This window comes from Blastococcus jejuensis (assembly GCF_039534705.1).
Lineage (GTDB): Bacteria > Actinomycetota > Actinomycetes > Mycobacteriales > Geodermatophilaceae > Blastococcus_B > Blastococcus_B jejuensis.
In genome coordinates, this window is the sequence record NZ_BAAAVV010000002.1 from 439201 (window position 1) to 462398 (window position 23198).

The 23198-nt window shown below is 73.8% G+C and carries 23 protein-coding genes; 17 read left to right on the plus strand and 6 right to left on the minus strand.

The genetic code is table 11. The features are described from left to right. Positions 1–254: 254 nt before the first annotated feature. From ABD644_RS05810 to ABD644_RS05845, 8 genes are all read left to right on the plus strand, one after another. Complete coding sequence (locus tag ABD644_RS05810; protein WP_344687702.1) at positions 255–1280, plus strand: phosphatase PAP2 family protein; 1026 nt, start codon at positions 255–257, stop codon at positions 1278–1280. After that, entirely contained in the window at positions 1277–2035 is a 759-nt protein-coding gene (locus ABD644_RS05815; RefSeq protein WP_344687703.1) for an SIR2 family NAD-dependent protein deacylase, read from the plus strand. Before ABD644_RS05810 ends, ABD644_RS05815 begins: the two co-directional genes overlap by 4 nt. A gap of 93 nt (positions 2036–2128) precedes the next feature. After that, the gene (locus tag ABD644_RS05820; RefSeq protein ID WP_344687704.1) at positions 2129–3664 is read left to right on the plus strand and encodes an AMP-binding protein; all 1536 of its coding nucleotides are present in this window, start codon (positions 2129–2131) and stop codon (positions 3662–3664) included. A gap of 183 nt (positions 3665–3847) precedes the next feature. Next, positions 3848–4327 (plus strand): hypothetical protein, encoded by a 480-nt coding sequence (locus tag ABD644_RS05825; RefSeq protein WP_344687705.1) that lies wholly within the window; start codon positions 3848–3850, stop codon positions 4325–4327. A gap of 423 nt (positions 4328–4750) precedes the next feature. After that, positions 4751–5983, plus strand: coding sequence for a C40 family peptidase (locus ABD644_RS05830; protein WP_344687706.1), 1233 nt, complete (start codon positions 4751–4753; stop codon positions 5981–5983). A 333-nt stretch (positions 5984–6316) separates the two neighbouring features. Further along, positions 6317–7552 (plus strand): AAA family ATPase, encoded by a 1236-nt coding sequence (locus tag ABD644_RS05835; protein WP_425547390.1) that lies wholly within the window; start codon positions 6317–6319, stop codon positions 7550–7552. After that, complete coding sequence (locus tag ABD644_RS05840; RefSeq protein WP_344687708.1) at positions 7549–8577, plus strand: DUF58 domain-containing protein; 1029 nt, start codon at positions 7549–7551, stop codon at positions 8575–8577. Before ABD644_RS05835 ends, ABD644_RS05840 begins: the two co-directional genes overlap by 4 nt. After that, entirely contained in the window at positions 8574–9530 is a 957-nt protein-coding gene (locus tag ABD644_RS05845) for a VWA domain-containing protein (RefSeq protein ID WP_344687710.1), read from the plus strand. Before ABD644_RS05840 ends, ABD644_RS05845 begins: the two co-directional genes overlap by 4 nt. Positions 9531–9586: 56 nt before the next feature. On the opposite strand, the gene ABD644_RS05850 is transcribed toward ABD644_RS05845, so the two are convergent. Beyond that, positions 9587–10558 (minus strand): quinone oxidoreductase family protein, encoded by a 972-nt coding sequence (locus tag ABD644_RS05850; protein WP_344687711.1) that lies wholly within the window; start codon positions 10556–10558, stop codon positions 9587–9589. 106 nt (positions 10559–10664) lie between these two features. Between ABD644_RS05850 and ABD644_RS05855 the strand changes: the two genes are divergently transcribed. The 3 genes from ABD644_RS05855 to ABD644_RS05865 are packed head-to-tail and all read left to right on the plus strand — an operon-like array spanning position 10665 to position 12917. Then, a complete protein-coding gene (locus ABD644_RS05855) occupies positions 10665–12218 on the plus strand; it encodes a PP2C family protein-serine/threonine phosphatase (RefSeq protein WP_344687712.1) in 1554 nt (517 codons plus the stop codon). Beyond that, positions 12209–12529 (plus strand): STAS domain-containing protein, encoded by a 321-nt coding sequence (locus ABD644_RS05860; protein ID WP_344687713.1) that lies wholly within the window; start codon positions 12209–12211, stop codon positions 12527–12529. Before ABD644_RS05855 ends, ABD644_RS05860 begins: the two co-directional genes overlap by 10 nt. Position 12530: 1 nt before the next feature. Continuing rightward, positions 12531–12917 carry an ATP-binding protein gene (locus tag ABD644_RS05865; RefSeq protein WP_344687714.1) on the plus strand — a complete coding sequence of 129 codons (387 nt, stop codon included), beginning with the start codon at positions 12531–12533 and terminating at the stop codon, positions 12915–12917. Positions 12918–12927: 10 nt separating this feature from the next. Here the strand turns inward: ABD644_RS05865 and ABD644_RS05870 are convergent, their stop codons facing one another. Then, a complete protein-coding gene (locus ABD644_RS05870; RefSeq protein WP_344687715.1) occupies positions 12928–14256 on the minus strand; it encodes a PP2C family protein-serine/threonine phosphatase in 1329 nt (442 codons plus the stop codon). Between the two features lie 281 nt (positions 14257–14537). Here ABD644_RS05870 and ABD644_RS05875 point away from each other — a divergent pair, with 281 nt between their 5' ends. From ABD644_RS05875 to ABD644_RS05890, 4 genes are all read left to right on the plus strand, one after another. Further along, positions 14538–15581, plus strand: a complete 1044-nt coding sequence (locus ABD644_RS05875) for a transglycosylase family protein (RefSeq protein WP_344687716.1) — start codon at positions 14538–14540, stop codon at positions 15579–15581. Positions 15582–15683: 102 nt separating this feature from the next. Further along, positions 15684–16397 carry a 3-oxoacyl-[acyl-carrier-protein] reductase gene (fabG, locus tag ABD644_RS05880; protein ID WP_344687717.1) on the plus strand — a complete coding sequence of 238 codons (714 nt, stop codon included), beginning with the start codon at positions 15684–15686 and terminating at the stop codon, positions 16395–16397. After that, positions 16397–17167 (plus strand): enoyl-ACP reductase FabI, encoded by a 771-nt coding sequence (fabI, locus tag ABD644_RS05885; protein ID WP_344687718.1) that lies wholly within the window; start codon positions 16397–16399, stop codon positions 17165–17167. The genes fabG and fabI overlap by 1 nt, the downstream gene beginning before the upstream one ends. Before the next feature lie 67 nt (positions 17168–17234). After that, positions 17235–18353 (plus strand): ferrochelatase, encoded by a 1119-nt coding sequence (locus ABD644_RS05890; RefSeq protein ID WP_344687719.1) that lies wholly within the window; start codon positions 17235–17237, stop codon positions 18351–18353. Between the two features lie 53 nt (positions 18354–18406). Here the strand turns inward: ABD644_RS05890 and ABD644_RS05895 are convergent, their stop codons facing one another. Both ABD644_RS05895 and ABD644_RS05900 read right to left on the minus strand, forming a co-directional pair. Next, positions 18407–19057 (minus strand): hemerythrin domain-containing protein, encoded by a 651-nt coding sequence (locus tag ABD644_RS05895; RefSeq protein WP_344687720.1) that lies wholly within the window; start codon positions 19055–19057, stop codon positions 18407–18409. An 11-nt stretch (positions 19058–19068) separates the two neighbouring features. Continuing rightward, on the minus strand, positions 19069–19821 hold the full coding sequence (locus tag ABD644_RS05900) for a hypothetical protein (protein ID WP_344687722.1): 753 nt from the start codon (positions 19819–19821) through the stop codon (positions 19069–19071). Between the two features lie 117 nt (positions 19822–19938). On the opposite strand from ABD644_RS05900, the gene ABD644_RS05905 reads away from it, so the two are divergent. Further along, positions 19939–20376 carry an NfeD family protein gene (locus ABD644_RS05905; RefSeq protein ID WP_344687723.1) on the plus strand — a complete coding sequence of 146 codons (438 nt, stop codon included), beginning with the start codon at positions 19939–19941 and terminating at the stop codon, positions 20374–20376. Positions 20377–20465: 89 nt separating this feature from the next. After that, positions 20466–21644, plus strand: coding sequence for an SPFH domain-containing protein (locus tag ABD644_RS05910; RefSeq protein WP_344687725.1), 1179 nt, complete (start codon positions 20466–20468; stop codon positions 21642–21644). Positions 21645–21714: 70 nt separating this feature from the next. Here ABD644_RS05910 and ABD644_RS05915 read toward each other — a convergent pair whose 3' ends face one another. Together ABD644_RS05915 and ABD644_RS05920 are read right to left on the minus strand one after the other, a co-directional pair. Then, the gene (locus ABD644_RS05915) at positions 21715–22671 is read right to left on the minus strand and encodes an RNA polymerase sigma factor SigF (RefSeq protein WP_344687726.1); all 957 of its coding nucleotides are present in this window, start codon (positions 22669–22671) and stop codon (positions 21715–21717) included. Beyond that, positions 22668–23165, minus strand: coding sequence for an ATP-binding protein (locus ABD644_RS05920; RefSeq protein WP_344687727.1), 498 nt, complete (start codon positions 23163–23165; stop codon positions 22668–22670). Before ABD644_RS05920 ends, ABD644_RS05915 begins: the two co-directional genes overlap by 4 nt. Between the last annotated feature and the right edge of the window lie 33 nt (positions 23166–23198).

Consider the following 23198-nt stretch of genomic DNA (forward strand, 5'->3'; position numbering starts at 1 on the left):
ACCCCTCGCTGGTTCGTCCGCGCTGCGTCGTCTTCGTCCGCGCTGCGTCGTCCACCCCCTGATCATCCCAGCTCACCTCGGACGGCACCGGGTGGGTCGGACTCTGCCTCACCCCGTGACCTCCGTCACCCGGGGCCGGTCGGCGGGCCCGCAGACCCCACAGCCGTCCCTGCCGCACCAGAGGTGACGCCGAGGGGTGAACACGGGGCCGATGTCCTGGTGGGCGGGGCCTCGGGCGCTTAGCGTCCCCCGCCATGACCGCGGCCGAGACCACGGCGCTCCCTGCGGCGCTGCCCACCCCGCGCCGACCCGTGACGGACCCGGCGATCCCGACCGCCATGCCGCTGCCGGCCGACCTCGTCCTCGAGGGCCGGCCGTCCCGGCGACGGCTGCTCCGGCTGCCGCTGGCCGGCGCCCTGGCACTGGCCTTCGTCGTCACCTGCGCCGTCGAGGGCCTGCCCACCGACCGCGTGGTGCTGCTCGCCTGGGTGGTGGCCGGGCTCGGGGTGCACGCCGCCACCGACGGCCTGCGAAGGGTGGGCCGGCTGCTCGCCGACTGGGTGCCGCTGGGAGGGCTGCTGCTCGTGTACGACGCCAGCCGCGGCCTCGCCGACGGGCTGGGCGCCACGGTGCACGTGGCCGAGCTCGCGGCGGCCGACCGGTGGCTGGCCGGCGGCGCGCTGCCCACGGTCGTGCTGCAGCAGCAGTGGGACGCCGACTGGTGGCACGCGGTGGCCTCCCTCGTCTACGCCAGCCACTTCGTCGCGACCCCGCTGCTCCTCGGGGTGCTCTGGGTGCGCGACCGCGGCTCGTGGGCGCGGTTCGCCCGCATGGTCATCGCCCTGTCGGCGGCCGGACTGGTCACCTACGTGCTCTACCCGGCGGCGCCGCCGTGGCTGGCGGCCAAGGACGGGGTCATCGATCCCGTGCGGCGGCTCAGCGGCTCCGGCTGGGAGGTGCTCGGCCTGCCCCGCGCGGGGGCGCTGCTCGCCGACAGCCAGGGGCAGGTGAACCAGGTGGCGGCGGTGCCCTCGCTGCACACGGCGTTCGCGGTGCTCATCTGCCTCGTGCTGTTCCCGGTGGCGCGGCGGGTGTGGCAGCGCGTGGGCCTGGTCGCCTACGCGGTGCTCATGCCGCTGGTCCTGGTCTGGTCGGGGGAGCACTACGTGATCGACACCCTCCTGGGGGCCGCCTACGCCGGCGGGGTGGTGCTCGCCGCGGCGGGCCTGCGCCGCGTGTGGCGGCGACGCACGGCCGTCGTCCCTACCGTGGCGGCGTGAGCGACGGCGTCCCCGACCCCCTGCCCGACTGGCTGGCCGGCGCCCGGCGCGTCACGGTCCTGACCGGCGCGGGCATCTCCACCGACAGCGGCATCCCCGACTACCGCGGCCCGGACGGCGTCTGGACCCGCGACCCGGACGCCGAGAAGCTCGTGACCCTCGGCTACTACCTCGCCGACCCGGAGATCCGCCGCCGCTCGTGGCTGATGCGCCGGGCCCTGCACGACGCCGACCCGCAGCCCAACGCGGGGCACGGCGCGCTGGTCGACCTCGAGCGGCAGGGACGGTTGCGCGCCCTGGTCACCCAGAACATCGACGGCCTGCACCAGGCGGCCGGCTCGTCGCCGGACCGGGTGCTGGAGATCCACGGCACCGTGCACGAGGTCGTCTGCGTCGGCTGCGGCGACCGGACGGCGATGCGCGACGCGCTGGCCCGGGTGGCGGCGGGGGAGCCGGACCCGCCGTGCCGGGCCTGCGGCGACGTCCTGAAGTCGGCGACGGTGTACTTCGGCCAGATGCTCGACGAGCAGGTCGTGGCGGCCTGCACCGCGGCCGCCGCCGACTGCGACCTGTTCCTCGCCGTCGGCACGTCGCTGCAGGTGTGGCCCGCCGCGGGGCTGGCCGACGTCGCCGTCGGGGCGGGCGCGCGCCTCGTCGTCGTCAACGCCCAGCCGACGCCGTACGACGACGTCGCCGACCTCGTCGTCCGGGAGCCGATCGGCACGTCGCTCCCGCGGCTGGTCGCGCCCGCCTGAGCGCAGGTCGCAGCGAGGTTGCATCGGGGTCGTCGGCACGGGCCTCGGCCGTTAGCGTGACGGGGACCACGTTCTCCGACCCCGGGAGCCGGCATGCGCGTGCCCTTGACCACCCGCGACTTCCTCGACCGTGCCGAGCTCGTCTACGGCGACCGGGTCGGCATCGTCGACGAACCGGCCCAGCCGGCGCCCTCGCTCGGCGACGTCTCCTACCGCGAGGTCGCCCGGCGCGGGCGAGCGTTGCAGGCCGGGCTCGACGAGCTCGGCGTCGGGGAGGGCGAGCGGGTGGCGATCGTCAGCCACAACGCCGGCCGGCTGCTCGAGCTGCTGCTGTCCGTCCCGTCGTCGGGGCGGATCGCCGTCCCGATCAACTTCCGGCTCTCCCCGGAGGAGGTCACCTACATCGTCGGCCACTCGGGCGCGAAGGTCCTGCTCGTCGACCCGGAGCTCGAGACCTCGCTGAAGGGCGTGCAGGCCGAGCACCGGTTCGGCACGGGCGAGGAGTACGAGCAGCTGCTCCGCTTCGACACCGAACCGCGGCCGTGGTCGGCGCCCGACGAGGACGCCACCGCCACGATCAACTACACCAGCGGCACGACGGCGCGGCCCAAGGGCGTGCAGATGACGCACCGGAACCTGTGGGTCAACGCGGTCACCTTCGGCATGCACATGCAGGTCAGCGACCGTGACGTCTACATGCACACGCTGCCGATGTTCCACTGCAACGGCTGGGGTCTGCCGTACACGATGGCCGGGGTGGGGGCCACGCAGGTGGTGCTGCGGAAGGTCGACGGCCCGGAGATCCTCCGCCGCGTCGAGCGGCACGGGGTCACGATCATGGCCGGGGCTCCCGCCGTCTGGAACGCCGTCCTCGAGGCCGCCGCCGAGTGGGACGGCGAGATCCCGGGCCGCGACCGGGTGCGGATCATCGTCGCCGGTGCCCCGCCCCCCTCGAAGACCATCGCGCGGGTCGAGGCCGAGCTCGGCTGGGAGTTCAACCAGATCTACGGCCTCACCGAGACCGCGCCGCTGCTCACCATCAACCGGCCGCGGGCCGAGTACGACGACCTCGCGCCGGAGGACCGGGCCAAGAAGCTCTCCCGCGCGGGGGTGCCGGGGCTCGGCACCCGGCTGTCGGTGAGCGAGTCCGGTGAGGTGCTGGCGCGGAGCAACGTCGTCCTCGAGGGGTACTGGGAGAACCCCGACGCCTCGGCGGAGGCGCTGGACGGCGGCTGGTTCCACACCGGCGACGGCGGCTCGATCGACGACGGCGGCTTCCTGACGATCTCCGACCGCAAGAAGGACGTCATCATCACCGGCGGCGAGAACGTCTCCTCGATCGAGGTGGAGGACGCCGTCTTCAGCCACCCGGCCGTCGCCGAGGTCGCCGTCATCGGCGTCCCCGACGACAAGTGGGGCGAGATGGTCACCGCGCTGGTCGTGCTCGCCGAGGGCGAGACGGTCACGGGGGAGGAGATCATCGCCCACTGCCGCGGCAAGATCGCCGGCTACAAGATCCCCAAGCGGATCGAGTTCCGCGACGAGCTGGCCCGTACCGCCACCGGCAAGATCCAGAAGTTCAAGCTGCGCGAGTCGTTCTGGGCCGACTCGGAACGGCAGGTCAACTGAGGCCGAGTCCAGCGGCCGACGCCCTGATGTCGGGGCGGAGGCGTCGCTGCTCGAACGATGGGCGCTAGGCAGCAGTTGTGCAGCCCGGAACTGCCGTTCGGCGCACACCGTTCGGCCACTGAGCAGAATCGCGCGCGGTCGCCGGTCCGAGCCCCAGGACATGGCAGCAGGGCAGGATGGTTCATGGCCGATGAGGTGCTGAAACTCGCCTATGACGAGGCGCGGTCCGCTCTCCGGGAGCAGGACACGACCCTGTCGAACATCCGGAACCGAGCCACAGGCCTGTTGGCCGCTGCCGTCGTCGGGACGTCGTTCTCTGCAACGGCCGGCTTGCTCAACACCGATCCTGGACGCGGCCGGACGTTTCCGGAGTGGGCAGCCTGGCTGCTCCTCATCGTGATCATCCTGATCGCGGTCGGCGTGATGGCGGTTCTCTGGCCGATCCGCGCGTGGACCTTCGGACCGAGTCCGAGCGCACTCGCGACGAGGGTCGACGACGGCGTGGATGCAGTGCTGCGTGCGGCTATCGAAGGCATGGCTTCGGCGATAGCCTCGAATGGCCGCTTGCTGGAGCAACGCGTGGCGGTATACCGGGCGACGGTGCTGGTACTCATGCTGGAGATCGGCTTGCTCGTCGTGGCTCTGATCTTGGCCGGGAAGTGATGACCGTGACCACTGGTGACGACCAGACTGCCAGCGGCGAGCCATTGGAAATGAGGCGTGGGCCGAACTATGGCCAGCCCGGCCAGGACGGCCAGCAACCGCAGTACGGCCAGCCGGGCTACGAGCCCGGGGCTGGGGGATACGGACAGCCGCCCGCGAGCAGGAGTCGAGTTCGCTTGCTGCTGCTCGGAGGTGCACTGGCACTCGCAGTGGCGATCGTCGTCCTGCTGCTGACCCTCTAGCCGCGGCATCGGTGCGCGGATGTGCCGGTCTGCGCGCACCGTCCGGCGGTCGCGGGCCTGGGCGGATCACCCGATCGTGACCTCTCACCCCGAGGGGTGAGGCGGGGCTCAACGGGCCGCCCCATCCGACCGATCTCACCTGCAGTGGCGCCCCCCGGCGCCAGGCAGTGGAGGTCTGATCGTGGACAGCGGTACCCGGAGCACGATCGCGCGCGCCCTGGTGGCGGGCGTGCTCGCCGTCGGACTCTCGGTGGGTGTTGCCGCCGCCCCGGCCGCCGCCGCGCCCGGCAGCATCGCCGACGCGCAGCGCACCGCCGACGAGCTCGAGGCCCGCATCGGCGAGCTGAACCAGACCCTGGCCGATGCACAGGCCGCCGCGGACGCCGCGCACGCCGCATCGGCGATCGCGCTGGACGACTACCAGGCCACCCAGGCCGCTTACCAGGCCGCGCAGCAGCGGGCCGAGGTCGCCGCCGCGGACGCCGCCGCCGCCACGGCCTCCCTGGGCGTGGCCCGGGAGGACGTCGTCGCGTTCGCCCGCCGCAGCTACATGCAGGGCAGCACCTATCCCGAGGTCGCCGCGCTGCTGACCGCCGCGGACCCGTCGCAGCTGATCGAGCGCGCCGCACTCCTCGAGGCGGCCGGCAGCCACCGTTCCGACGTCCTCGACACGGTCACCGTCCTGCAGGAGCAGGCCGCCCGGGCCGACGTCGTCGCCCGGACCGCCGTGGTGGAGGCCGACCAGCTGCAGGCCGCCGCCGCCGCCGCGCTCGAGGTGGCCCAGGCCGCCGAGGTGTCGGCGCGCGACCAGGCCGCCACCGTCGCCGCCGAGCAGGCCGGGCTCGAGACCGAGCTGGCCGCCGTGCAGGAGGAACTGCGCGACCTGGTCGGCGCCCAGGAGGCCGCGGAGCGGGCCGCTGCCGTCACGCCGCCGCCGGCCGCCCCGCCCGCGGGTCCGCCGCCGGCGTCGTCCGGCGACGACACCCCGGCCGGCCCCGGCAACTCGTCGGCCGCCCAGACGGCCATCGACGCCGCCATGCGCTACCTCGGCACTCCGTACGCGTGGGGTGGTGGCGGCCGGAACGGCCCCGGCCCGGGTCTCGCCCCGGACGAGGGCGTCATCGGCTTCGACTGCAGCGGGCTGACCCAGTACGCCTACGCGCAGGCGGGCATCTCCATCCCGCGCAACAGCCGTGCCCAGTACGCCGCCCTGCCCAAGGTGTCGGCCGACGACCTGCAGCCCGGGGACCTGGTCTTCTGGGCGAGCAACCCGGGCAACCCGGCGACCATCCACCACGTCGCGATCTACCTCGGCAACGGTCGGATCGTGCAGGCGCCGGAGAGCGGCGACGTCGTGAAGGTGTCGAACATGTGGTGGGCGGGCTACGCGGGCGCGGTGCGCCCTTCCGCCTGACGACAGCCGCGGGAGCATCGCAGCGAGGAACGAGCGAGGAGCGGACCGCAGCGCGGAGTCAGGCAATGAGTAGCGCGTAAGCCTCCGCAGGCATAGAGGCGTCGGGCAGCCACGGGGGGAGCTGCCCGACGCGTGGACGAGGTTAGCAGTCACGCCTGCCTGCTGGCAGGGGGCTGCTCGCGGTTCCTAGCGAACTCACAGGTTCCCCCGACGCGTCGGCTTCGCGGGTGGCCGCCGCAGCAAGGTGTAGGACACTGGCGGCAGGGACGGACGCCACCGTTCCCCTCGACGGCAGCCCGGAGCGGCCGTGGACCGGCACGACCAGGGAGTTCCGTGAGCACTGCTGCCACCCCGATCGAGAGCACGCCGACTCCGCCGTCGGTCGACGCGGCTCGGCTCGAGCGGGTCCTGTTCGAGATCAAGCGCGTCATCGTGGGTCAGGACCGCCTGGTCGAGCGCATGCTCGTCGCCCTGCTGGCGAAGGGGCACGTGCTGCTCGAGGGTGTGCCGGGCGTCGCGAAGACCCTCGCGGTCGAGACGCTGGCGAAGGCGGTCGGCGGCACGTTCGCGCGCCTGCAGTTCACCCCCGACCTGGTGCCGGCCGACATCATCGGCACCCGTATCTACAAGGCCGGCCAGGACGCCTTCGACGTCGAGCTGGGCCCGGTCTTCGCCAACTTCGTCCTCACCGACGAGATCAACCGCGCGCCGGCCAAGGTGCAGTCGGCGCTGCTCGAGGTGATGGCCGAGCGCCAGGTCTCCATCGGCGGCGTCACCCACCCGCTGCCCGACCCGTTCCTCGTGCTGGCCACGCAGAACCCGATCGAGTCCGAGGGCGTGTACCCGCTGCCCGAGGCGCAGCGCGACCGGTTCCTCATGAAGGTGCTCGTCGACTACCCGAGCCCCGAGGAGGAGCGCGAGATCGTCTACCGGATGGGCGCCGAGCCGCCGGTCGCCGAGACGGTGCTGGGGCCCGACGAGCTGCGCCGGCTGCAGCAGACGGCGACGCGTGTCTTCGTTCACCATGCGCTGGTCGACTACGTCGTCCGGTTGGTGGTCGCCACCCGTACCCCGCGCGAGCACGGCATGGACGACGTCGCCACGTGGGTGTCCTACGGCGCGAGCCCCCGCGCCTCGCTCGGGCTGATCGCGGCCAGCCGCGCCCTGGCGCTGGTGCGCGGCCGGGACTACGTGCTGCCGCAGGACGTCCTCGACGTCACCGCTGACGTGCTGCGCCACCGGCTGGTGCTCTCCTACGACGCCATCGCCGACGGCGTCCCGGCCGACCACATCGTCAAGCGGATCGTGCAGACCGTGCCGCTGCCGCAGGTGGCTCCCCGCCAGCGGGCCGGCGGCTTCGGGCCGAGCGCGCCCGGTGGGCCCTCGGTGCCGCTGCCCCCGCAGGGAGCTCCCGGGCCCCCGCAGGGAGCCCCCGGGTACGGCCCCGGGCCGACCGGCCCGTACCCGACCGCCCCGCAGGGTCCCGGCGGCTACGGTCCCGGCCCCCAGGACGGCGGCCGGAACGGCGCTCCCGCTCCCAACGGCTTCGGGCCCCAGCGGCCGGCGTGAGCCCCCGTCGACGGGAGGCGGACCGCCCGGCGGCCGGTCCCGCCCACCCCGGACTGCTGCTGCACCCGGCCACCCCGGGGTCGGGCATCGAGCCCGGCGCCGGTGACGGCGCGCCACCACGGTTCGCCGATGGGCCGGCCGACGTGCTGCTGCGCCGCCTCGAGCTGACGGTGCGGCGGCGCCTCGACGGCCTGCTGCAGGGCGACCACCTCGGCCTCGTGCCCGGCTCGGGCTCTGAGGCCGGGGACTCGCGGACCTACCACCCGGGCGACGACGTCCGCCGGATGGACTGGCCGGTCACGGCGCGCACCCAGGTGCCGCACGTGCGGGAGACGATCGCCGACCGCGAACTCGAGTCGTGGGCCGTCGTGGACCTCTCGGCCAGCCTCGACTTCGGCACCGCCGACTGCCAGAAGCGTGACCTGGCCATCGCGGGGCTGGCCGCGGTCGGGCACCTCACCGTCCACGGGGGGAACCGGCTGGGCGCCGTCGTCACCACGGGGGAGCGGGTCGACCGCTACCCGGCGATGCCCGGCCGGCTGGCCGCCGAGCGGCTGCTGCGCTCGGTCGTCGCGACCCCTCGGGCGGCCGGTGGGCGCAGGGGCGACCTCACCGCGGCCCTGGAGACGCTCCGTCGGCCGCCGCGGCGCCGGGGCCTCGTCGTCGTCATCTCCGACTTCCTGGGCGACAGCGACTGGGAGCGGCCGCTGCGCGGCCTGTCGGCCCGGCACGAGCTGCTGGCGATCGAGGTGCTCGACCCCCGGGAGCTGGAGCTGCCCGACGTCGGGCTGCTGACCGTCGTCGATCCCGAGAGCGGGCAGACACTGGAGGTCCCCACGGGCAACGCCGAGTTCCGCACCCGGTTCGCCGAGGGTGCCGCCGCCCAGCGCGCCGAGATCGCCGCCGGGCTGCGCCGCGCCGGGGCCGGCCACCTGCAGCTGCGCACCGACCGCGACTGGCTGATGGACGTCGTGAGGTTCGTCGCCGACCGCCGCCGCGCCGGGTCCGGAGGGGCGTCGCGATGACCTTCCAGTCCCCGCTGTGGCTGCTCGCACTGCTGGCCGTCGCCGCGCTGGTCGCCGTCTACGTGGTCCTGCAGCTGCGCCGCAAGGCCTACGCCGCGCGGTTCACCAACGTCGCGCTGCTCGGTTCGATCGTGCCCAAGCGCCCCGGCTGGCGCCGGCACCTCGCGTTCGGCGTGGTCGCGCTGGGCCTGGCGACGCTCATCGTCTCGCTGGCCGTGCCCAGCAGCGAGGTGCGGGTGCCGCGGGAGCGGGCGACGGTGATCATGGCCGTCGACGTGTCGCTGTCGATGCAGGCCCGCGACATCGAGCCCAACCGCTTCGAGGCGATGCAGACCGCGGCGAAGGAGTTCGTCGACGTCCTGCCCGAGCGGATCAACCTCGGCCTGGTGTCGTTCGCCGGCACCGCCACGACGGTGGTGCCGCCGACCACCGACCGCCAGCAGGTGCGCACCGCGATCGACGGCCTGCAGCTGGCCGAGTCGACGGCGATCGGCGAGGCGGTGTTCACCTCGCTGACGGCGATCCAGAACTTCCAGACCAGCCTGGGGGAGCAGGGCGAGGAGGCGCCGCCGGCCCGGGTCGTGCTGCTGTCCGACGGCTACAACACCGTCGGCCGCGACGACACCCAGGCCGTCGACGCCGCGATCGCCGCCGGGATCCCGGTCTCCACGATCGCGTTCGGCACCGACTACGGCACCCTCGACCTCGACGGCGAGACCGTGCCCGTGCCGGTCGACCGGGCGACCCTGGAGCGGATCGCCGACGAGACCGGCGGGTCCTACAGCGAGGCCGCCAGCGCCGCGGAACTCGAGCAGGTCTACGCCGACCTCGGCAGCCAGATCGGCTACACGACCGAGCCGAAGGACATCAGCCCGTGGTTCGTGCGCGGCGGCGTCCTGGTGCTGCTGGTCGGCGCCGTCCTCAGCCTGTTCTGGACCAACCGCCTCGTCTGATCAAGCTTTCTGTACCGAAAGCTGCGGCGTCCCGCCCAGCTTTCGGTACAGAAAGCTCAACGGGCGGGGTCGAGGACGAGCTTGCCGGTGGTGCGGCGGGCGAGCAGGTCCTGGTGCGCCTCGCGGACGGCGGACATCGGGTAGCGCCCGCCGACGACCGGCTTCAGCGCGCCCTCGGCCACCATCGGGAGGAGGTCGTGCATGGCGGCGTCCATCATCTGCGGCCGCGCCATGCAGTGGGCGAGCCAGAACCCGATGACGGCGCGGCTCTTCTGCATGAGCGCCCCCGGCGGCACCGGCGCCGTCTCCTGGCGGGCGGCCATGCCGTAGGTGACCAGGCGGCCGAACGGGGCCAGCGCCGACAGCGAGCCGGTGAACACGTTGCCGCCGGTCATCTCCAGCACGATGTCGACCGGCTTGCCGCCGTTGGCCTCGCGCAGGGCGCCGGTGAAGGTCTTCGGGTCGTCGGTCGCCAGCGCCGGGTCGACGGTGGCGTGCGCGCCGAGCTCCTCCGCGAGGGCCCGCTTCTCCGGGCTGGAGGCGGTCGCGATCACCCGGCCGGCGCCCCAGCGGCGGGCCAGCTGGACCGCGAGCGACCCGACGCCGCCGGCTCCGGCGATGACGACGACGGTCTCGCCTTCGGCCAGGTGCGCGCACGTGCGCAGGAGGTGCCAGGCGGTCGACCCCTGGAGGACGACCGCGAGCGCCTGCTCGTCGCTGACCCCGTCGGGCACCGCCCAGGTGAGGAAGTCGTGCGCGACCACCCGCTCGGCGTAGCCGCCGCCGTCGAGCAGCCCGACCACGCGCTGCCCACCGCCGACCGGCGTGCCGACGAACTCGGCGCCCGGCGTGAGCGGCAGCTTCTGGGCGGAGAGGTAGGAGTTCTCGATCTGGTGGGTGTCGGCGAAGTTGATGCCGGCGGTGGAGACGTCGTAGAGCTGCTGGCCGTCGCCGGGCGCCGGTTCCGGCACATCGACGACCTTGAGGACCTCGGGCCCGCCGAACTCGGTGATCTGCACGGCTCGCATCGTCCGACCGTAGGGCACGGTGGTTCCGGTCGTCGCCGGCCGAGCTCCCGCCCGGTCCGCGAGGCTCCGGACGTCTCCATCCGGTCCGGGTTAGCCTCGCGGGGTCATGCTGACGAAGGCCCCCCGGAAACTGAGCGTCGTCGTCGCTCTGGTGCTCCTGACGATCACGGTGGCCCTCAGCTTCCTGACCTGGCAGGTCAACGCCAACAGCGAGGAGAGCCTGCTGCGCCGTCAGCTGGCGCAGGTGGGCTCGCTGCTGGGCAACCAGGCCGCGGTGCTGCAGGTCCAGCTGTCCGACATGGGGTTGGTCGCGGTCGCCACCGACGCGAATCCGAACGCGTTCGCCCGGTTCGCCGACGAGGAGCTGAACGACACCGGCCAGTCGCTGTCGTTGTGGCGGACCGCCGACGGCGGTGCGGAGATGCTGACCGTGCAGGGCGTCGAGCCGCTGCTGCCGCAGGACGGGCCGGAGTCCATCGCCGAGCTGGAGCCCACGGGCGAGCTGGTGATCCTGGGGATCCTGCCCGGGGAGCCGGACCGGCTCGCCTACGCGCTGATGCCGGCGGAGGACAACACCGACCTGGTGGTCTACGCCGAGTCGCCGCTGCCTCCGGAACGCCGGCTGACGGTGCAGGAAGGCTCGCCGCTGTACGGCCTCGATCTGGCCCTGTACCTCGGCGACGACGTGGGGCCCGGGACCCTGCTGCAGGCGACGGTGCCCACGCCCGTCCGGGGCGACACCGAGACGACGACGGTGCCGTTCGGCAACACCTCGATCACCATCGTCGGCTCCTCCCCGGAGCCCCTGACCGGTGCGCTGTCGGCGGCGCTGCCGTGGATCGTCCTCGGAGTAGGCGGCGCGCTGGCGATCGGCGGCGGTGCGACGTTCGAATTCGTGTCCCGGCGGCGGCTGGTCGCCGAGGGGCTGGCCGTGGAGAACGAGCGGCTCTACCGACAGCAGCGGGGCATCGCCGGCACCCTGCAGCACGCCCTCCTGCCCGTCGTGCCCGAGATCGGCGGCCTCGAGGTCGCGGCGCGGTACGTGGCGGGCGTCGACGAGCTGGAGGTGGGCGGCGACTGGTACGACGTCATCTCGCGCGGGCCCGGCTGCTGCGTGTTCGTCGTCGGCGACATCTCCGGCCGAGGACTGCCGGCGGCGACCACGATGGCGGCCCTGCGCTTCGCCGTCCGCGCCTACGTGTCCGAGGGGCACGACATCGAGGCCGTGCTGGCCGAGGTGCGCAAGCTGCTCGACATCGGGACCGACCACCAGTTCGCCACGGTCCTGCTGGGTGAGCTGGACACCAGCGCCGGCCGCCTGCGCCTCGTCTCCGCCGGCCACCTCCCGCCGGTGCTGATCACCGACGGCCGGGCGAGGTTGCTCGACTGCCCGATCGCGCCCCCCGTCGGCGTGCCCGATCCCGATCCCGCACCCGCCGCGGTCGTGCCGGTGGCTGGGGCCGCCACGCTGCTGGCGTTCACCGACGGTGCGGTGGAGCGCCGGGAGGAGACCATCGACACCGGTCTGGAGCGGTTGCGGACCGCCGCCGCCGTCGCCGGATCGAGGCCGCTGGACGGCATGCTCGACGACCTGGTCGAGGCACTGGCCACCGATGGCAACAAGGACGACACCGTGCTGCTGGGGTTGCGATGGGACTGACCGACGGACGGCGGGGACGCCTCGACATCATCGAGGGACCCGAGGGGCTGGTGCTCGAACTGGCCGGCGAGCTCGACCTCGCCGCGTTGCCGGACCTGGCTGGGGCGCTCGACGACCTGCTGACCCGCCCACCGCAGCCGGTGGTGCTGGAGATGGGCAACCTGACGTTCCTCGACTCCTCCGGCGTCGCGATCCTCGTCCGGATCGCCAACCACTTCGGCCAGGTGCGCACCCGCTCGGCCACCCAGCCGGTGCGCCGGGTCATCGAGGTCCTCGGGCTGGCCGGGCGTTTCGGCCTGGACGGGGCCTGACATGGCCTCCCAGGCGTTCACGGCCTGGCCGGACTCGATCCCGGCCGCGCGTCGCTACGTCAGCGACGCCCTGGACCGGGTGCCTGCCGAGCTCGGCCAGACCGCCGCACTGCTGGTCTCGGAGCTCGCCACCAACGCCGTGCGCCATGCCGGCGGTCACGAGTTCGTGGTGGAGGTGCAGGTCTCCCCGGACGAGGGGCGGGTCTGGGTCGGCGTCACCGACACCGACAGCGGACTGCCGGTCCTGCGGAACCCCGCCGTCACCGCCGAGCACGGCCGGGGCATCCGACTGGTCAGCACGCTGGCCGACCGCTGGGGCGCCCGCCGCCGTCGGCACAGCCCCGCCAAGACGGTCTGGTTCGAGCTGGACTACCCGCCCGCCGGCTGATCGGGCGGTCTCAGTCGAGCACTGTGCCGGCCGGGACCGTGTCGGCCATGCCGCGGGCCAGCTCGTCGTCCCGCGGCGGGCCCGTCCACTCGACCATGAGCAGCGAGGCGTCGTCCGACGTCCGCCCGCCGCGGCCCTGCAAGAGTGCGTGCGAGAGCAGCCGGACCGTCTCGGCGGGCGGCAGCGCCTGGACGGCGTTGTCCTCGATGAACTGCCGCAGCCGCTGTTCGCCGAACTGGACGCCGCCCTCCAGGCGCTCCTCGACCACGCCGTCGGTGAAGAAGAGCACCCGGTCGTGGGGGCGCAGCTGGACCGAGTGGATGTCGGGCTCGGCGTCCCCGAGCCCGACCGGACGGCTGACCGGTCCCGACAGCTCCTCGATCACGCGGCCCCCTCGGATGAGCAGGCCCGGCGGGTGACCGGCGTTGATCCAGGTGAGCCGACCGGAGGTCGTGTCGAGGCGACCGATGAGCGCGGTCGCGAAGCGCCCCGGGAAGGACGTGGCCATGACCGCGTCCATCTCGGCGTAAATGTCGGGCAGGTCGCTGCCGTTGAGCCGGCCGTGCCGGTAGGCGGCGATGAGCAGGGTGGCCATGGTGGCCGCCTCCACGCCGTGGCCCATGGCGTCGAACACCGCCAGGTGCAGCGTGTGCTCGTCGAGGGCGTAGTCGAAGCTGTCGCCGCCGACGTCGTAGGCCGGTTCCAGCGCCCCGGCGAGCGCGATGTCGGGCGTGGTCATGACCAGCGGTGGCAGCATCTGCCACTGCAGGTGTGCCGACAGGCTCATCGGCTTGGTCATCCGCGCGCGGGCGAAGGTGTCGGTGTAACCGGACTTCGTGACCACCAGGTCGGCGGTCAGGCCGGCGATCCGCTGGGCCAGCCGCCGGTCGTTGTCGTCGACCCGCGGGAGGGTCAGGCCCAGGACCCCGACGCGGTCGGACCCGTCGAGCATGGGCACGAACAGGCGCACGGCGCCGTCGGCCTGCGGGACCTCGCACGGGCTGTCGGTGCGGAACGCCGTCCCTGCGGGGCTGCTGTCGATCGGCTCGGGAACCCCGACGAGGCCCGGTCCCTGCAGGGGCTGGAGGAGGGCGTGCTCGAAGTTCTGGAGGTAGATGGCCACGTCGCGCCCGCCCATCGCCGCGATCTCCTGGGCGACCAGGGGACCGACCAGCCGGGGTGGCATCAGGTGGGCGCGGTCGAGGAGCGAGCCGAGGAGACGCTCGCCGAGGCTCTCCCCTCGGGACCGGCCGTCGGGGTCGGCGAAGCCGAGCCCCGTCAGTGCGCCGGTGGCCTCGCCCGGTGCATACGTCGTCGACCCCGCGTCGTCGTGCGTCATCCCTCGCCCACTGCTCGTGGCCGCGATGCCGCGACGCGTGTGAGTCTTCCTGGGCCGACTGTGCTTGACAAGCACCGGGTGCCGGCTGGCGCGGGGCGCGGGCGGAATGCAGGGCATCCGGAACCGGGACGTCCGGTCGCCCCCGCCGGGCCGCCACATCGCGCGGCGTGCATCCTGGGGAGGCGTTCGAACCGCAGGGTCCCCGACCTCGCCGCGCCCTCAAGTTCGCGGCCGGGGATGTCGATCTCGTACCGGGACCGTGGACCGGGAGGGAGACGCGCGTGCACAACGGAAAGGTCCTGGCCGCGCGCCGTCGCTGCGCCGCCGGCGCGGTCGCGGCGGCTCTGGCCGCCGTCGTGTTCGGCGTCCCCGGCGTGGCGTCGGCCGAGCCGGCGCACGTGGACGACGCCGCGCAGGCCGTCGACGCCGCCGCAGCACGGGTCCAGCAGCTGCTGGAGCAGATCGGCAGCGCACAGACCGCCGCCGACGAGGCGTCGGCACGGGCCGCCGCCGCGCGCGAGCAGCACGACGCCGAGCAACGGGCCTATGACCGGGCGCATGCCGACGCGCGGGCAGCCGGGGCCACGGCGGAGCAGGCGCAGGCGGAGCTGTCCGCCGCGCAGGAGGACCTCGCCACGTTCGCCCGGAGCAGCTACATGGCCGGCACGACCTCGCCGGCCCTGCAGAGCTTCATCACGGCAGGCAGCCCCGCGCAGATGATCGAGCGGGCCGCCCTCCTCGATGTCGTCGGGGACCACCGAACCACCGTCCTCGTCGACGTCCGGGCAGCGCGGGAGCGCGCCATCGACGCGCAGGCCGCCGCGCGGGCGGCGGTCGACGAGGCCGACCGCTCGCGCCGGGTCGCGGAGGCGGCGTGGGCGACGGCGGAGACCGCCGAGGCCGAGGCGGTGCAGCGGGCCGAGGGGCTGCAGGCCGAGCGGGACGTGGTGCAGGCCCAGCTCGACGAGGCGCGGACCACGCTCGTGGACCTGCAGACCCAGCTGCCCCCGGCCGCGCCGGCACCGCCGCCGTCCCCGCCGCCCGCCGGGGCCCCGCCGGCCGCGGGTCCGCCGGCCCCCGCGCCGTCGGCGCACGACTGGGACGCCGTGGCGATGTGCGAGTCCGGCGGCAACTGGAGCATCAACACCGGCAACGGCTACTACGGCGGCCTGCAGTTCAGCCAGCAGACATGGGCCGGCTTCGGGGGCGCGACCTACGCCCCGCGGGCCGACCTGGCCACGAGGAGCGAGCAGATCGCCGTCGCCGAGCGCGTCCTGGCGGTTCAGGGGCCGGGCGCCTGGCCGACGTGCGGCCGGAACCTCTGACGGCCCGCTGAGCCTGCTGCCCCAAGGCCTGCACCGGGTGTGACCTGCGCCCACCGGCTAGGTTCGTCGCATCCGGCACGGCGGTGAGAAGGGGTGGGCGCGGTGGCAGCGAGCGGCAGATCGGTGCTGGTGACCGGCGGCAACCGCGGCATCGGGCTGGCCATCGCCCGCGCGTTCGCCGACGCCGGGGACAAGGTCGCGGTCACCCACCGCGGCAGCGGAGCGCCCGAGGGGCTCTTCGGCGTCGAGTGCGACGTCACCGACGGGGACGCCGTCGACCGCGCCTTCACCGAGGTGGAGCAGCACCAGGGGCCGGTCGAGATCCTGGTCAGCAACGCGGGGATCACCCGCGACGGCCTGCTGATGCGGATGAAGGAAGAGGACTTCACCGACGTCGTCGACGCGAACCTCACCGCGGCCTACCGGGTGGCCAAGCGCGCTGCCGCGAAGATGGTCCGCGCCCGGAAGGGGCGGATGATCTTCATCTCGTCGGTGGTCGGGCTCAGCGGCGCGCCGGGCCAGGCGAACTACGGCGCGAGCAAGGCCGGGCTGGTCGGCCTCGCGCGGGCCATCGCCCGCGAGCTCGGCAGCCGGGGGGTGACCGCGAACGTGGTGGCACCGGGCTTCGTCGCCACCGACATGACCGCGAAGCTGTCGGAGAAGCGGACCCAGGAGATCCTGGGGCAGGTCCCGCTCGGCCGGTACGGCCAGGTGGAGGAGATCGCCGGCGTCGTCCGCTTCCTCGCGAGCGACGACGCGGGCTACATCACCGGGGCGGTCGTCCCGGTCGACGGCGGACTGGGGATGGGTCACTGATGGGCATTCTCGAGGGGAAGAAGATCCTCGTCACCGGCGTGCTGACCGAGGCGTCGATCGCCTTCGCCACGGCGCGGCTGGCCCAGGAGCAGGGCGCCACCGTCGTCCTCTCGAACTTCGGGCGGGCGCTGTCGCTGTGCCAGCGGATCGCCAAGCGGCTGCCGCAGGAGGCCGCCGTCGTGGAGCTCGACGTCACGAACACCGAGCACCTCTCCTCGCTCGCCGACCGGCTGCGCGAGCAGGGCTTCGACACCCTCGACGGCGTCGTCCACTCCATCGGCTTCGCGCCGCAGGAGGCCATGGGCGAGGGCTTCCCAGAGGTGGCGTGGGAGCACGCCGCGACGGCGTTCCAGGTCTCGGCTTGGTCCTACGCCTCGCTCACCCAGGCCTGCCGGCCGCTGCTGGGCAACCCGAGCTCCGTCGTCGGACTGACCTTCGACGCCACCGTCGCGTGGCCGGTCTACGGCTGGATGGGGGCGGCCAAGGCGGCGCTGGAGTCCACCTCCCGCTACCTGGCGCGCGAGCTCGGGTCGGACGGGGTGCGGTCCAACCTGGTCGCCGCCGGGCCGCTGCGCAGCATGGCCATGAAGTCCATCCCGGGCAGCGTGCAGTTCGAGGAGGCCTGGGAGGGCCGCGCGCCGCTCGGCTGGTCGGTCACCGACACGGAGCCCGCGGGCAAGGCCGTCGTCGCGCTCCTGTCGGACTGGTTCCCCGCCACCACCGGCGAGATCGTGCACGTCGACGGAGGGTTCCACGCCGTAGGCGTGTGAGGTCACAGAGCCACGCCGTCGGCGTGTGAACCGCATCCGCTTCCGCACCACCGAGAGAAGAACAACCGTGCCCCGCGCCAGCGACGTCGACATCCACCCCGGCCAGCGACCCGACGAGGAACCGTCGCTCGCCGTGCGCAACAACGGCGGCGTCCCGCCCTCGACCGCGCCCGCGCCGTCGCGACGGCGGGAGGCGCTGCTCGTGCTCTCGTTCGGCGGCCCCGAGGGGCCGGGCGACGTCATGCCGTTCCTCGAGAACGTCACCCGCGGTCGCGGCATCCCGCGCGAGCGGCTCGAGGCGGTGGCCGAGCACTACCACCACTTCGGCGGCGTCAGCCCGATCAACGACCAGAACAAGGCGCTGATCGCGGCCGTCGAGAAGGAGCTCGCCGGGGCCGGCATCGACCTGCCGGTCTACTGGGGCAACCGCAACTGGGCTCCGTACGTCGAGGACACCTGGCAGCAGATGGCCGACGACGGCATCGAGCACGTCTACGTCTTCGCGACGTCGGCCTACGCCTCGGCGTCAGGGTGCCGGCAGTACCACGAGGACGTCGCCCGGGCCCGAGCCGTGCTCGGGGGAGGGCCCACCGCGGAGAAGCTGCCGCACTACTTCGACGCGCCCGGCTTCGTCCGGGCCAACGCCGACGCGCTCGCCGCAGCGATCGCCGGCCTGCCGGAGGACGTCCGCGACGACGCGCGCCTGGTGGCCACCGCCCACAGCATCCCGCACGCGATGGCCGCCGTCGCCGGGCCGGAGGGGCACGCCTACGAGGCCGAGCTGACCGCCGCGGCGCAGGCCGTCGTCGACGCGGCGGCCCCCGGCCGCCCGTTCGACCTGGTCTGGCAGAGCCGCAGCGGCCCGCCGTCGGTGCCGTGGCTGGAGCCCGACGTCAACGACCACCTGAGGGCACTCGCCGCGGAGGGGGAGCGGGCGGTCGTGCTCTTCCCCGTCGGCTTCGTCAGCGACCACCTCGAGGTGATCTGGGACCTCGACAACGAGGCCCGGCAGACCGCCGAGGAGCTGGGGCTGGCCTTCGCCCGCGCCGCGACGGCCGGCACTCACCCCGCGTTCGTGGCCGCGGTGCGGGACCTGCTGGAGGAGCGCCGCGCCGGCGGGCAGCCGCGCCTGGGCACGAATTGCCCGGCCGCGTGCTGTTTCGTCGCCCGCCCGCGGCGCAGTTGACCATCGGCAGGTGGCCGCCCGACACGCTGTCGAGGGCGGCCATCTGCCGATGATCAACCCCGGGGGCGCCCGTCCCGCCAGACAGGGGCCACCTCGCGGTAGTAGGAGCGGCCGAACGTGCGGGACAGCACGAACACGACCGGCGTGGGCACGGTCGCCCGCAGGAACGAGCGCTGGGCGTCGGTCAGCCCGTCGGTGAGCCACGCGAAGAAGCGCCCCGCGATCCCGGGCGGCTGACGGCTGAGCTTCTTCTCGACGGCCTGCCACTCGGGTGTCTCGACGTGAGGTCGAAGCTGAGGCTCGAGCTCGTCCTCCTCGTGCGCGAGGTGCTGCTCGACGACCTCCCGGGTGCGGGCGACGCTCTCGCGGGCTGCCGCGGCGTCGGCCGCGGAGCCGCTCGACGCGTACCGGCTCATCGCCGTGTCCGTCTCGGCCAGCGCGGCGGACATCGCGGCGTGCTCGGACTCCATCGCGGTGAGGAGGTCGGCGGAGACGCCCTTCGTCGCGAGCATGGGCCAGATGTGGGCGTCCTCGCCCTCGTGGTGCTGGGTCAGCTGCGTGCGCAGGTTGCCGAACGCCCGTCCCAGGCCCGCGGCTCGCTCCCGGTCACCGTCGCGCACCTGCCCCAGCGCGGTGTCCAGTCGCCCCAGGTCGCGGCGTACCGCCGCATGGATCAACTGGTTCATCGTCATCGGCGCGGTCATGCCGCGGCAGGTTAGCGACCTGCGGCCCCGCGCGGGACGGCGTTGAACGCGGCGACGGTCGCCTCCCGGACGGCGTCGGCGAGCGGCCGGAGGGCGACGTCGCGGGCGGCCGCCTGGCTCTGGTTGACCGCCCCGCCGGGAGCGTCGGCCATGGCCAGGTCCAGCACCGTGGCCAGCCGCTGCGCCCGGCCGAGCACCGAGACGGCGAGCGGGTCGTGGTCGGCCGGGAGGCCCGCTGCGTCGACCGGCCGCGCCAGCCCGGCGAGCAGCGCGGGCACCTCGGGGTGCCAGCGGGCGAGGTCCAGTCCGGCGAGGGTGCGGGCGGCATCGGCGACGGCGAGGTCCAGCGCCCCCGAGACCTGACGCAGGGTGCCCTCCACCGGCGGGGGCGGCGGCGCGGCGCCGTCGAGGGGGAACGCCGTCCACTCGACCACCTCGGGGCCGGCGGCCTCCGGGACGACGGCCAGTCGCTCGCCCACGGCGACCTGCCCGGCCTCCAGCGCCGCGGCGGCCAGCCCCGGCACGGCCGGCACTCCCACGACGTTGCCGGGCACGGGCAGCACCAGCCGGAACCGGCGCTCACCGAGCCCGCGCAGCGCGCTCAGCGCCGGGCCCATCGGCATCGCGCCTGCCGTCCCGGGCAGACCGGACACGCGGTGCGCGGTCTCGCCGAGCACCGCGTCCAGCGCCTCGTCGTAGGAGGTGCGGCCGGTGAGCCAGGCGGTCGCCCAGACCGCGAACCGGCCGGCGGGGAACTCGTGCATCGTGTCGAGGCTACGACGCCATGACGGCGACGCCATGACGGCGACCCGGGGATCACGACTCGGTGACTGTGACGCGACACGGCCGCCAGCCCGCCTCGGTCTGGGAGACTGCGGGGCGTGCCCGCCTGGTTGCTCTGGTTGATCGCCTCGGGGTTGTTCGCCGCCGGCGAGATGGCCAGCCTCGACCTGGTCCTGCTCATGTTCGCCGGAGGTGCGCTGGGCGGCATGACCGTCGCGCTGCTCGGCGGCGCCACCGTGCTGCAGATGATCGCCTTCATCGTGGTCTCCGGCGTCCTGCTCGCCCTGGTCCGGCCGATCGCCCAGCGGCACCTCACCGAGCGCACGCCGCTGCAGTTGGACGGCGTCGACACGCTGATCGGCCGCACCGCGAAGGTGACCCGGGCGGTCGACTCATCCGGCGGCCGCATCCGCATGGGCGCCGACGAGTGGACCGCCCGCAGCCAGCACAGCGGCGAGGCGTTCGCCATCGGCCAGACAGTGCGGATCCTGGAGGTCGACGGCGCCACCGCCGTCGTGGGCGACGCGCTCGAATGACCGCGCTGGAGTGAACCGCGCCCGAGGAGCGTGACCGCGAGGCCCGCGCGCGGGAGGATCGGCGGTGACTCCGAGGAAGGGAGCCCGCCGTGGAACCGGCCCTCATCGCGCTGATCGTGATCGCCCTGCTGGTGATCGTCGTGTTGGCCAAGAGCGTGACCATCGTGCCGCAGGCGCAGGCGAAGGTCATCGAGCGGCTCGGCCGCTACAGCCGCACGCTCGCGCCCGGCCTGAACCTGCTGGTGCCGTTCGTCGACCGGGTGCGGGCGACGATCGACCTCCGCGAACAGGTCATCTCGTTCCCGCCGCAGCCGGTGATCACCTCGGACAACCTGCAGGTCGGCATCGACACCGTCGTCTACTTCCAGGTGACCGACCCGCGGCTGGCCGTGTACGGCATCGCGAACTACATCACCGGCATGGAGCAGCTGACCACGACGACCCTGCGCAACGTGGTCGGCGGGCTGAACCTCGAGGGCGCCCTGACCGGCCGCGACGGCATCAACAGCCAGCTGCGCGAGGTCCTCGACGGCACGACCGGCCCGTGGGGGCTGCGGGTCGCGCGCGTGGAGATCAAGGCGATCGACCCGCCGCCGTCGATCCGCGACTCCATGGAGAAGCAGATGCGCGCCGACCGCGACAAGCGCGCGATCATCCTCACCGCCGAAGGCGCCCGGCAGTCGGCGATCACCACAGCCGAGGGCCAGAAGGCGGCGGCGATCCTGTCGGCCGAGGGCAAGAAGCAGGCGGCGATCCTCGAGGCGGAGGCCGAGCGGCAGAGCCGGATCCTGCGCGCCGAGGGCGAGCGGGCCGCACTGTTCCTGCAGGCGCAGGGCCAGGCGAAGTCGATCGAGACGGTCTTCCAGGCGATCCACGACGGCAAGCCCGACCAGGGGCTGCTGGCCTACCAGTACCTGCAGACGCTGCCCAAGATCGCTCAGGGCGACGCCAACAAGATGTGGATCGTGCCCAGCGAGTTCAGCAAGGCGCTGGAGGGCCTGGCCAGCCTCGGCGGTGCCGGGGGCGAGGGGTCGCGGTCGTGGCTCGACGTCGAGCCGTCGGCCAACGGCGGCACCCGCCCGACGGCCGAGATGGACACCACCGGCTGGTTCGAGTCGCAGCTGCCGCCGGCCGCCGAGCAGCCGGAGGCCCGGATCGAGCTGTCGAGCATCGCCGACGCCCCCATGCCGCCACCCCCGTCGCTGGCGCAGGCGAAGGACGAGGTCCGCGAGATCGGGAACGCCGAGCTCCCACCGCCCACGTCCTGACCCCCTGGGCAATGGATCCTCTGCCTACGTTCTGCGAGCGAGAACGCAGGCAGAGGATCCTTTGCCCGGTTCAGTCCTTGAGGAGGCCTTCGCGGAGCTTGGCGAGGGTCTGGCTGAGCAGCCGCGACACGTGCATCTGCGAGATGCCGATGTCGGCGGCGATCTGCGACTGGGTCATGTTGCCGAAGAACCGCAGGATGAGGATGCGGCGCTCGCGGGCCGGGATGGTGGCCAGCAACGGCTGCAGCGACTCGCGGTACTCCACGCCCTCGAGCGCGGCGTCCTCCTCGCCCAGGGTGGCGGCGAGGGTGGGGGAGTCGTCCTCACCGGAGAGCCGCTCGTCGAGGGAGCTGCTGCGGTAGGCGTTGGCGACGGCGAGGCCCTCCAGCACCTCCGCGCGCGGGATGCCCAGGTGCGCGGCCAGCTCCGACGGCGTCGGCGCGCGGCCGTTCTTCTGCGCCAACTCGCCGACCGCGGCGTTGAGCGACAGGTGCAGCTCCTGCAGCCGGCGCGGCACGCGCACCGACCAGCCCTGGTCGCGGAAGTGCCGCTTGATCTCGCCGGTGATCGTCGGGACGGCGAAGGAGAGGAACTCCACACCCCGGGTCGGGTCGAACCGGTCGATGGCCGCGATCAGGCCGAGGGTGCCGACCTGCAGCAGGTCGTCGAACGGCTCGCCGCGGTTGCTGAACCGGCGGGCGAAGTGCCGGACCAGCGGCAGGTGCTCCTCGACGAGGATCTCCCGCAGCCGCTCCCGGCGGGGGTCGTCCTTCTCGAGGGTCGCGAGCTCGGCGAACAGGGGCGCGGTCCGCTCGGCCCGCCGCCGGTTCTCCGAGATCGGGACGGCGTCGGCGGCGGGGGCCTCGTCCTCGGCCACCGCGGCGGGCGCCGCTTCCGGCTCGGTGACGTCGACGGGGACGTCGACGGCCTGCTCCTGGGGCGCGGGGATGTCGTCCTCCGGGGATCGGGGGATGACGGTCAGGCCCTCCGGGAGGGTGTCGTGACCGCCGGGCGTCGCACGGGTCACCGGGCTACCGAGAGGTTCTGGCCGGCCCCGTTCCCGAGCCCGCTCGGACGCTGGCCCGGCAGGAACTTGTCCATGGCGATCACCGCGACCGGCGAGGGGCTGCCGTTGCCGCCCGGGACCTCGGCCTGGGTGGCGGGTCGGCCGTCGACCGCGTCGACCAGCGTCGCGAGCACCGCCCAGCCGAAGCCGTCGCGCGGGACGTCCTGCCCGTCGGCGGTGGGCACCCACGCCTCGATGTGCAGCCCGGCGCGCGTGGTCTCGAAGACGACGGTCAGCGGGGAGTCGCCGGTCGCGATCGCGGCCAGCGTCGCGCACGCCTCGTCGACGGCGAGGCGCAGGTCCTCGACCGCGTCGAGGTCGTAGTCCATCCGCATGGCCAGGTCACCGGCCATGGCCCGTACTGCCGGCAGCTGGGTGGCCGTCGTGGGCACCCGCAGCTCCAGCCGGTCCGCGCGCCGTCCCTCCGGCGCGAGGGCACCCCTCGAGTCGACCATCCGTCGTCCGCTCCTCTACGTTCGCGCGCGCTC

What these genes read in the sequence shown, in the direction of transcription:
- ABD644_RS05850 (WP_344687711.1), bottom strand. Translation starts at nt 10,558, where the DNA reads ATGCGAGCCGTGCAGATCACCGAGTTCGGCGGGCCCGAGGTCCTCAAG.
- ABD644_RS05810 (WP_344687702.1), top strand. Translation starts at nt 255, where the DNA reads ATGACCGCGGCCGAGACCACGGCGCTCCCTGCGGCGCTGCCCACCCCG.
- fabI (WP_344687718.1), top strand. Translation starts at nt 16,397, where the DNA reads ATGGGCATTCTCGAGGGGAAGAAGATCCTCGTCACCGGCGTGCTGACC.
- ABD644_RS05920 (WP_344687727.1), bottom strand. Translation starts at nt 23,165, where the DNA reads ATGGTCGACTCGAGGGGTGCCCTCGCGCCGGAGGGACGGCGCGCGGAC.
- ABD644_RS05855 (WP_344687712.1), top strand. Translation starts at nt 10,665, where the DNA reads ATGCTGACGAAGGCCCCCCGGAAACTGAGCGTCGTCGTCGCTCTGGTG.
- ABD644_RS05865 (WP_344687714.1), top strand. Translation starts at nt 12,531, where the DNA reads ATGGCCTCCCAGGCGTTCACGGCCTGGCCGGACTCGATCCCGGCCGCG.
- ABD644_RS05870 (WP_344687715.1), bottom strand. Translation starts at nt 14,256, where the DNA reads ATGACGCACGACGACGCGGGGTCGACGACGTATGCACCGGGCGAGGCC.
- ABD644_RS05900 (WP_344687722.1), bottom strand. Translation starts at nt 19,821, where the DNA reads ATGCACGAGTTCCCCGCCGGCCGGTTCGCGGTCTGGGCGACCGCCTGG.
- ABD644_RS05820 (WP_344687704.1), top strand. Translation starts at nt 2,129, where the DNA reads ATGCGCGTGCCCTTGACCACCCGCGACTTCCTCGACCGTGCCGAGCTC.
- ABD644_RS05895 (WP_344687720.1), bottom strand. Translation starts at nt 19,057, where the DNA reads ATGACCGCGCCGATGACGATGAACCAGTTGATCCATGCGGCGGTACGC.
- ABD644_RS05860 (WP_344687713.1), top strand. Translation starts at nt 12,209, where the DNA reads ATGGGACTGACCGACGGACGGCGGGGACGCCTCGACATCATCGAGGGA.
- ABD644_RS05825 (WP_344687705.1), top strand. Translation starts at nt 3,848, where the DNA reads ATGGCCGATGAGGTGCTGAAACTCGCCTATGACGAGGCGCGGTCCGCT.
- ABD644_RS05845 (WP_344687710.1), top strand. Translation starts at nt 8,574, where the DNA reads ATGACCTTCCAGTCCCCGCTGTGGCTGCTCGCACTGCTGGCCGTCGCC.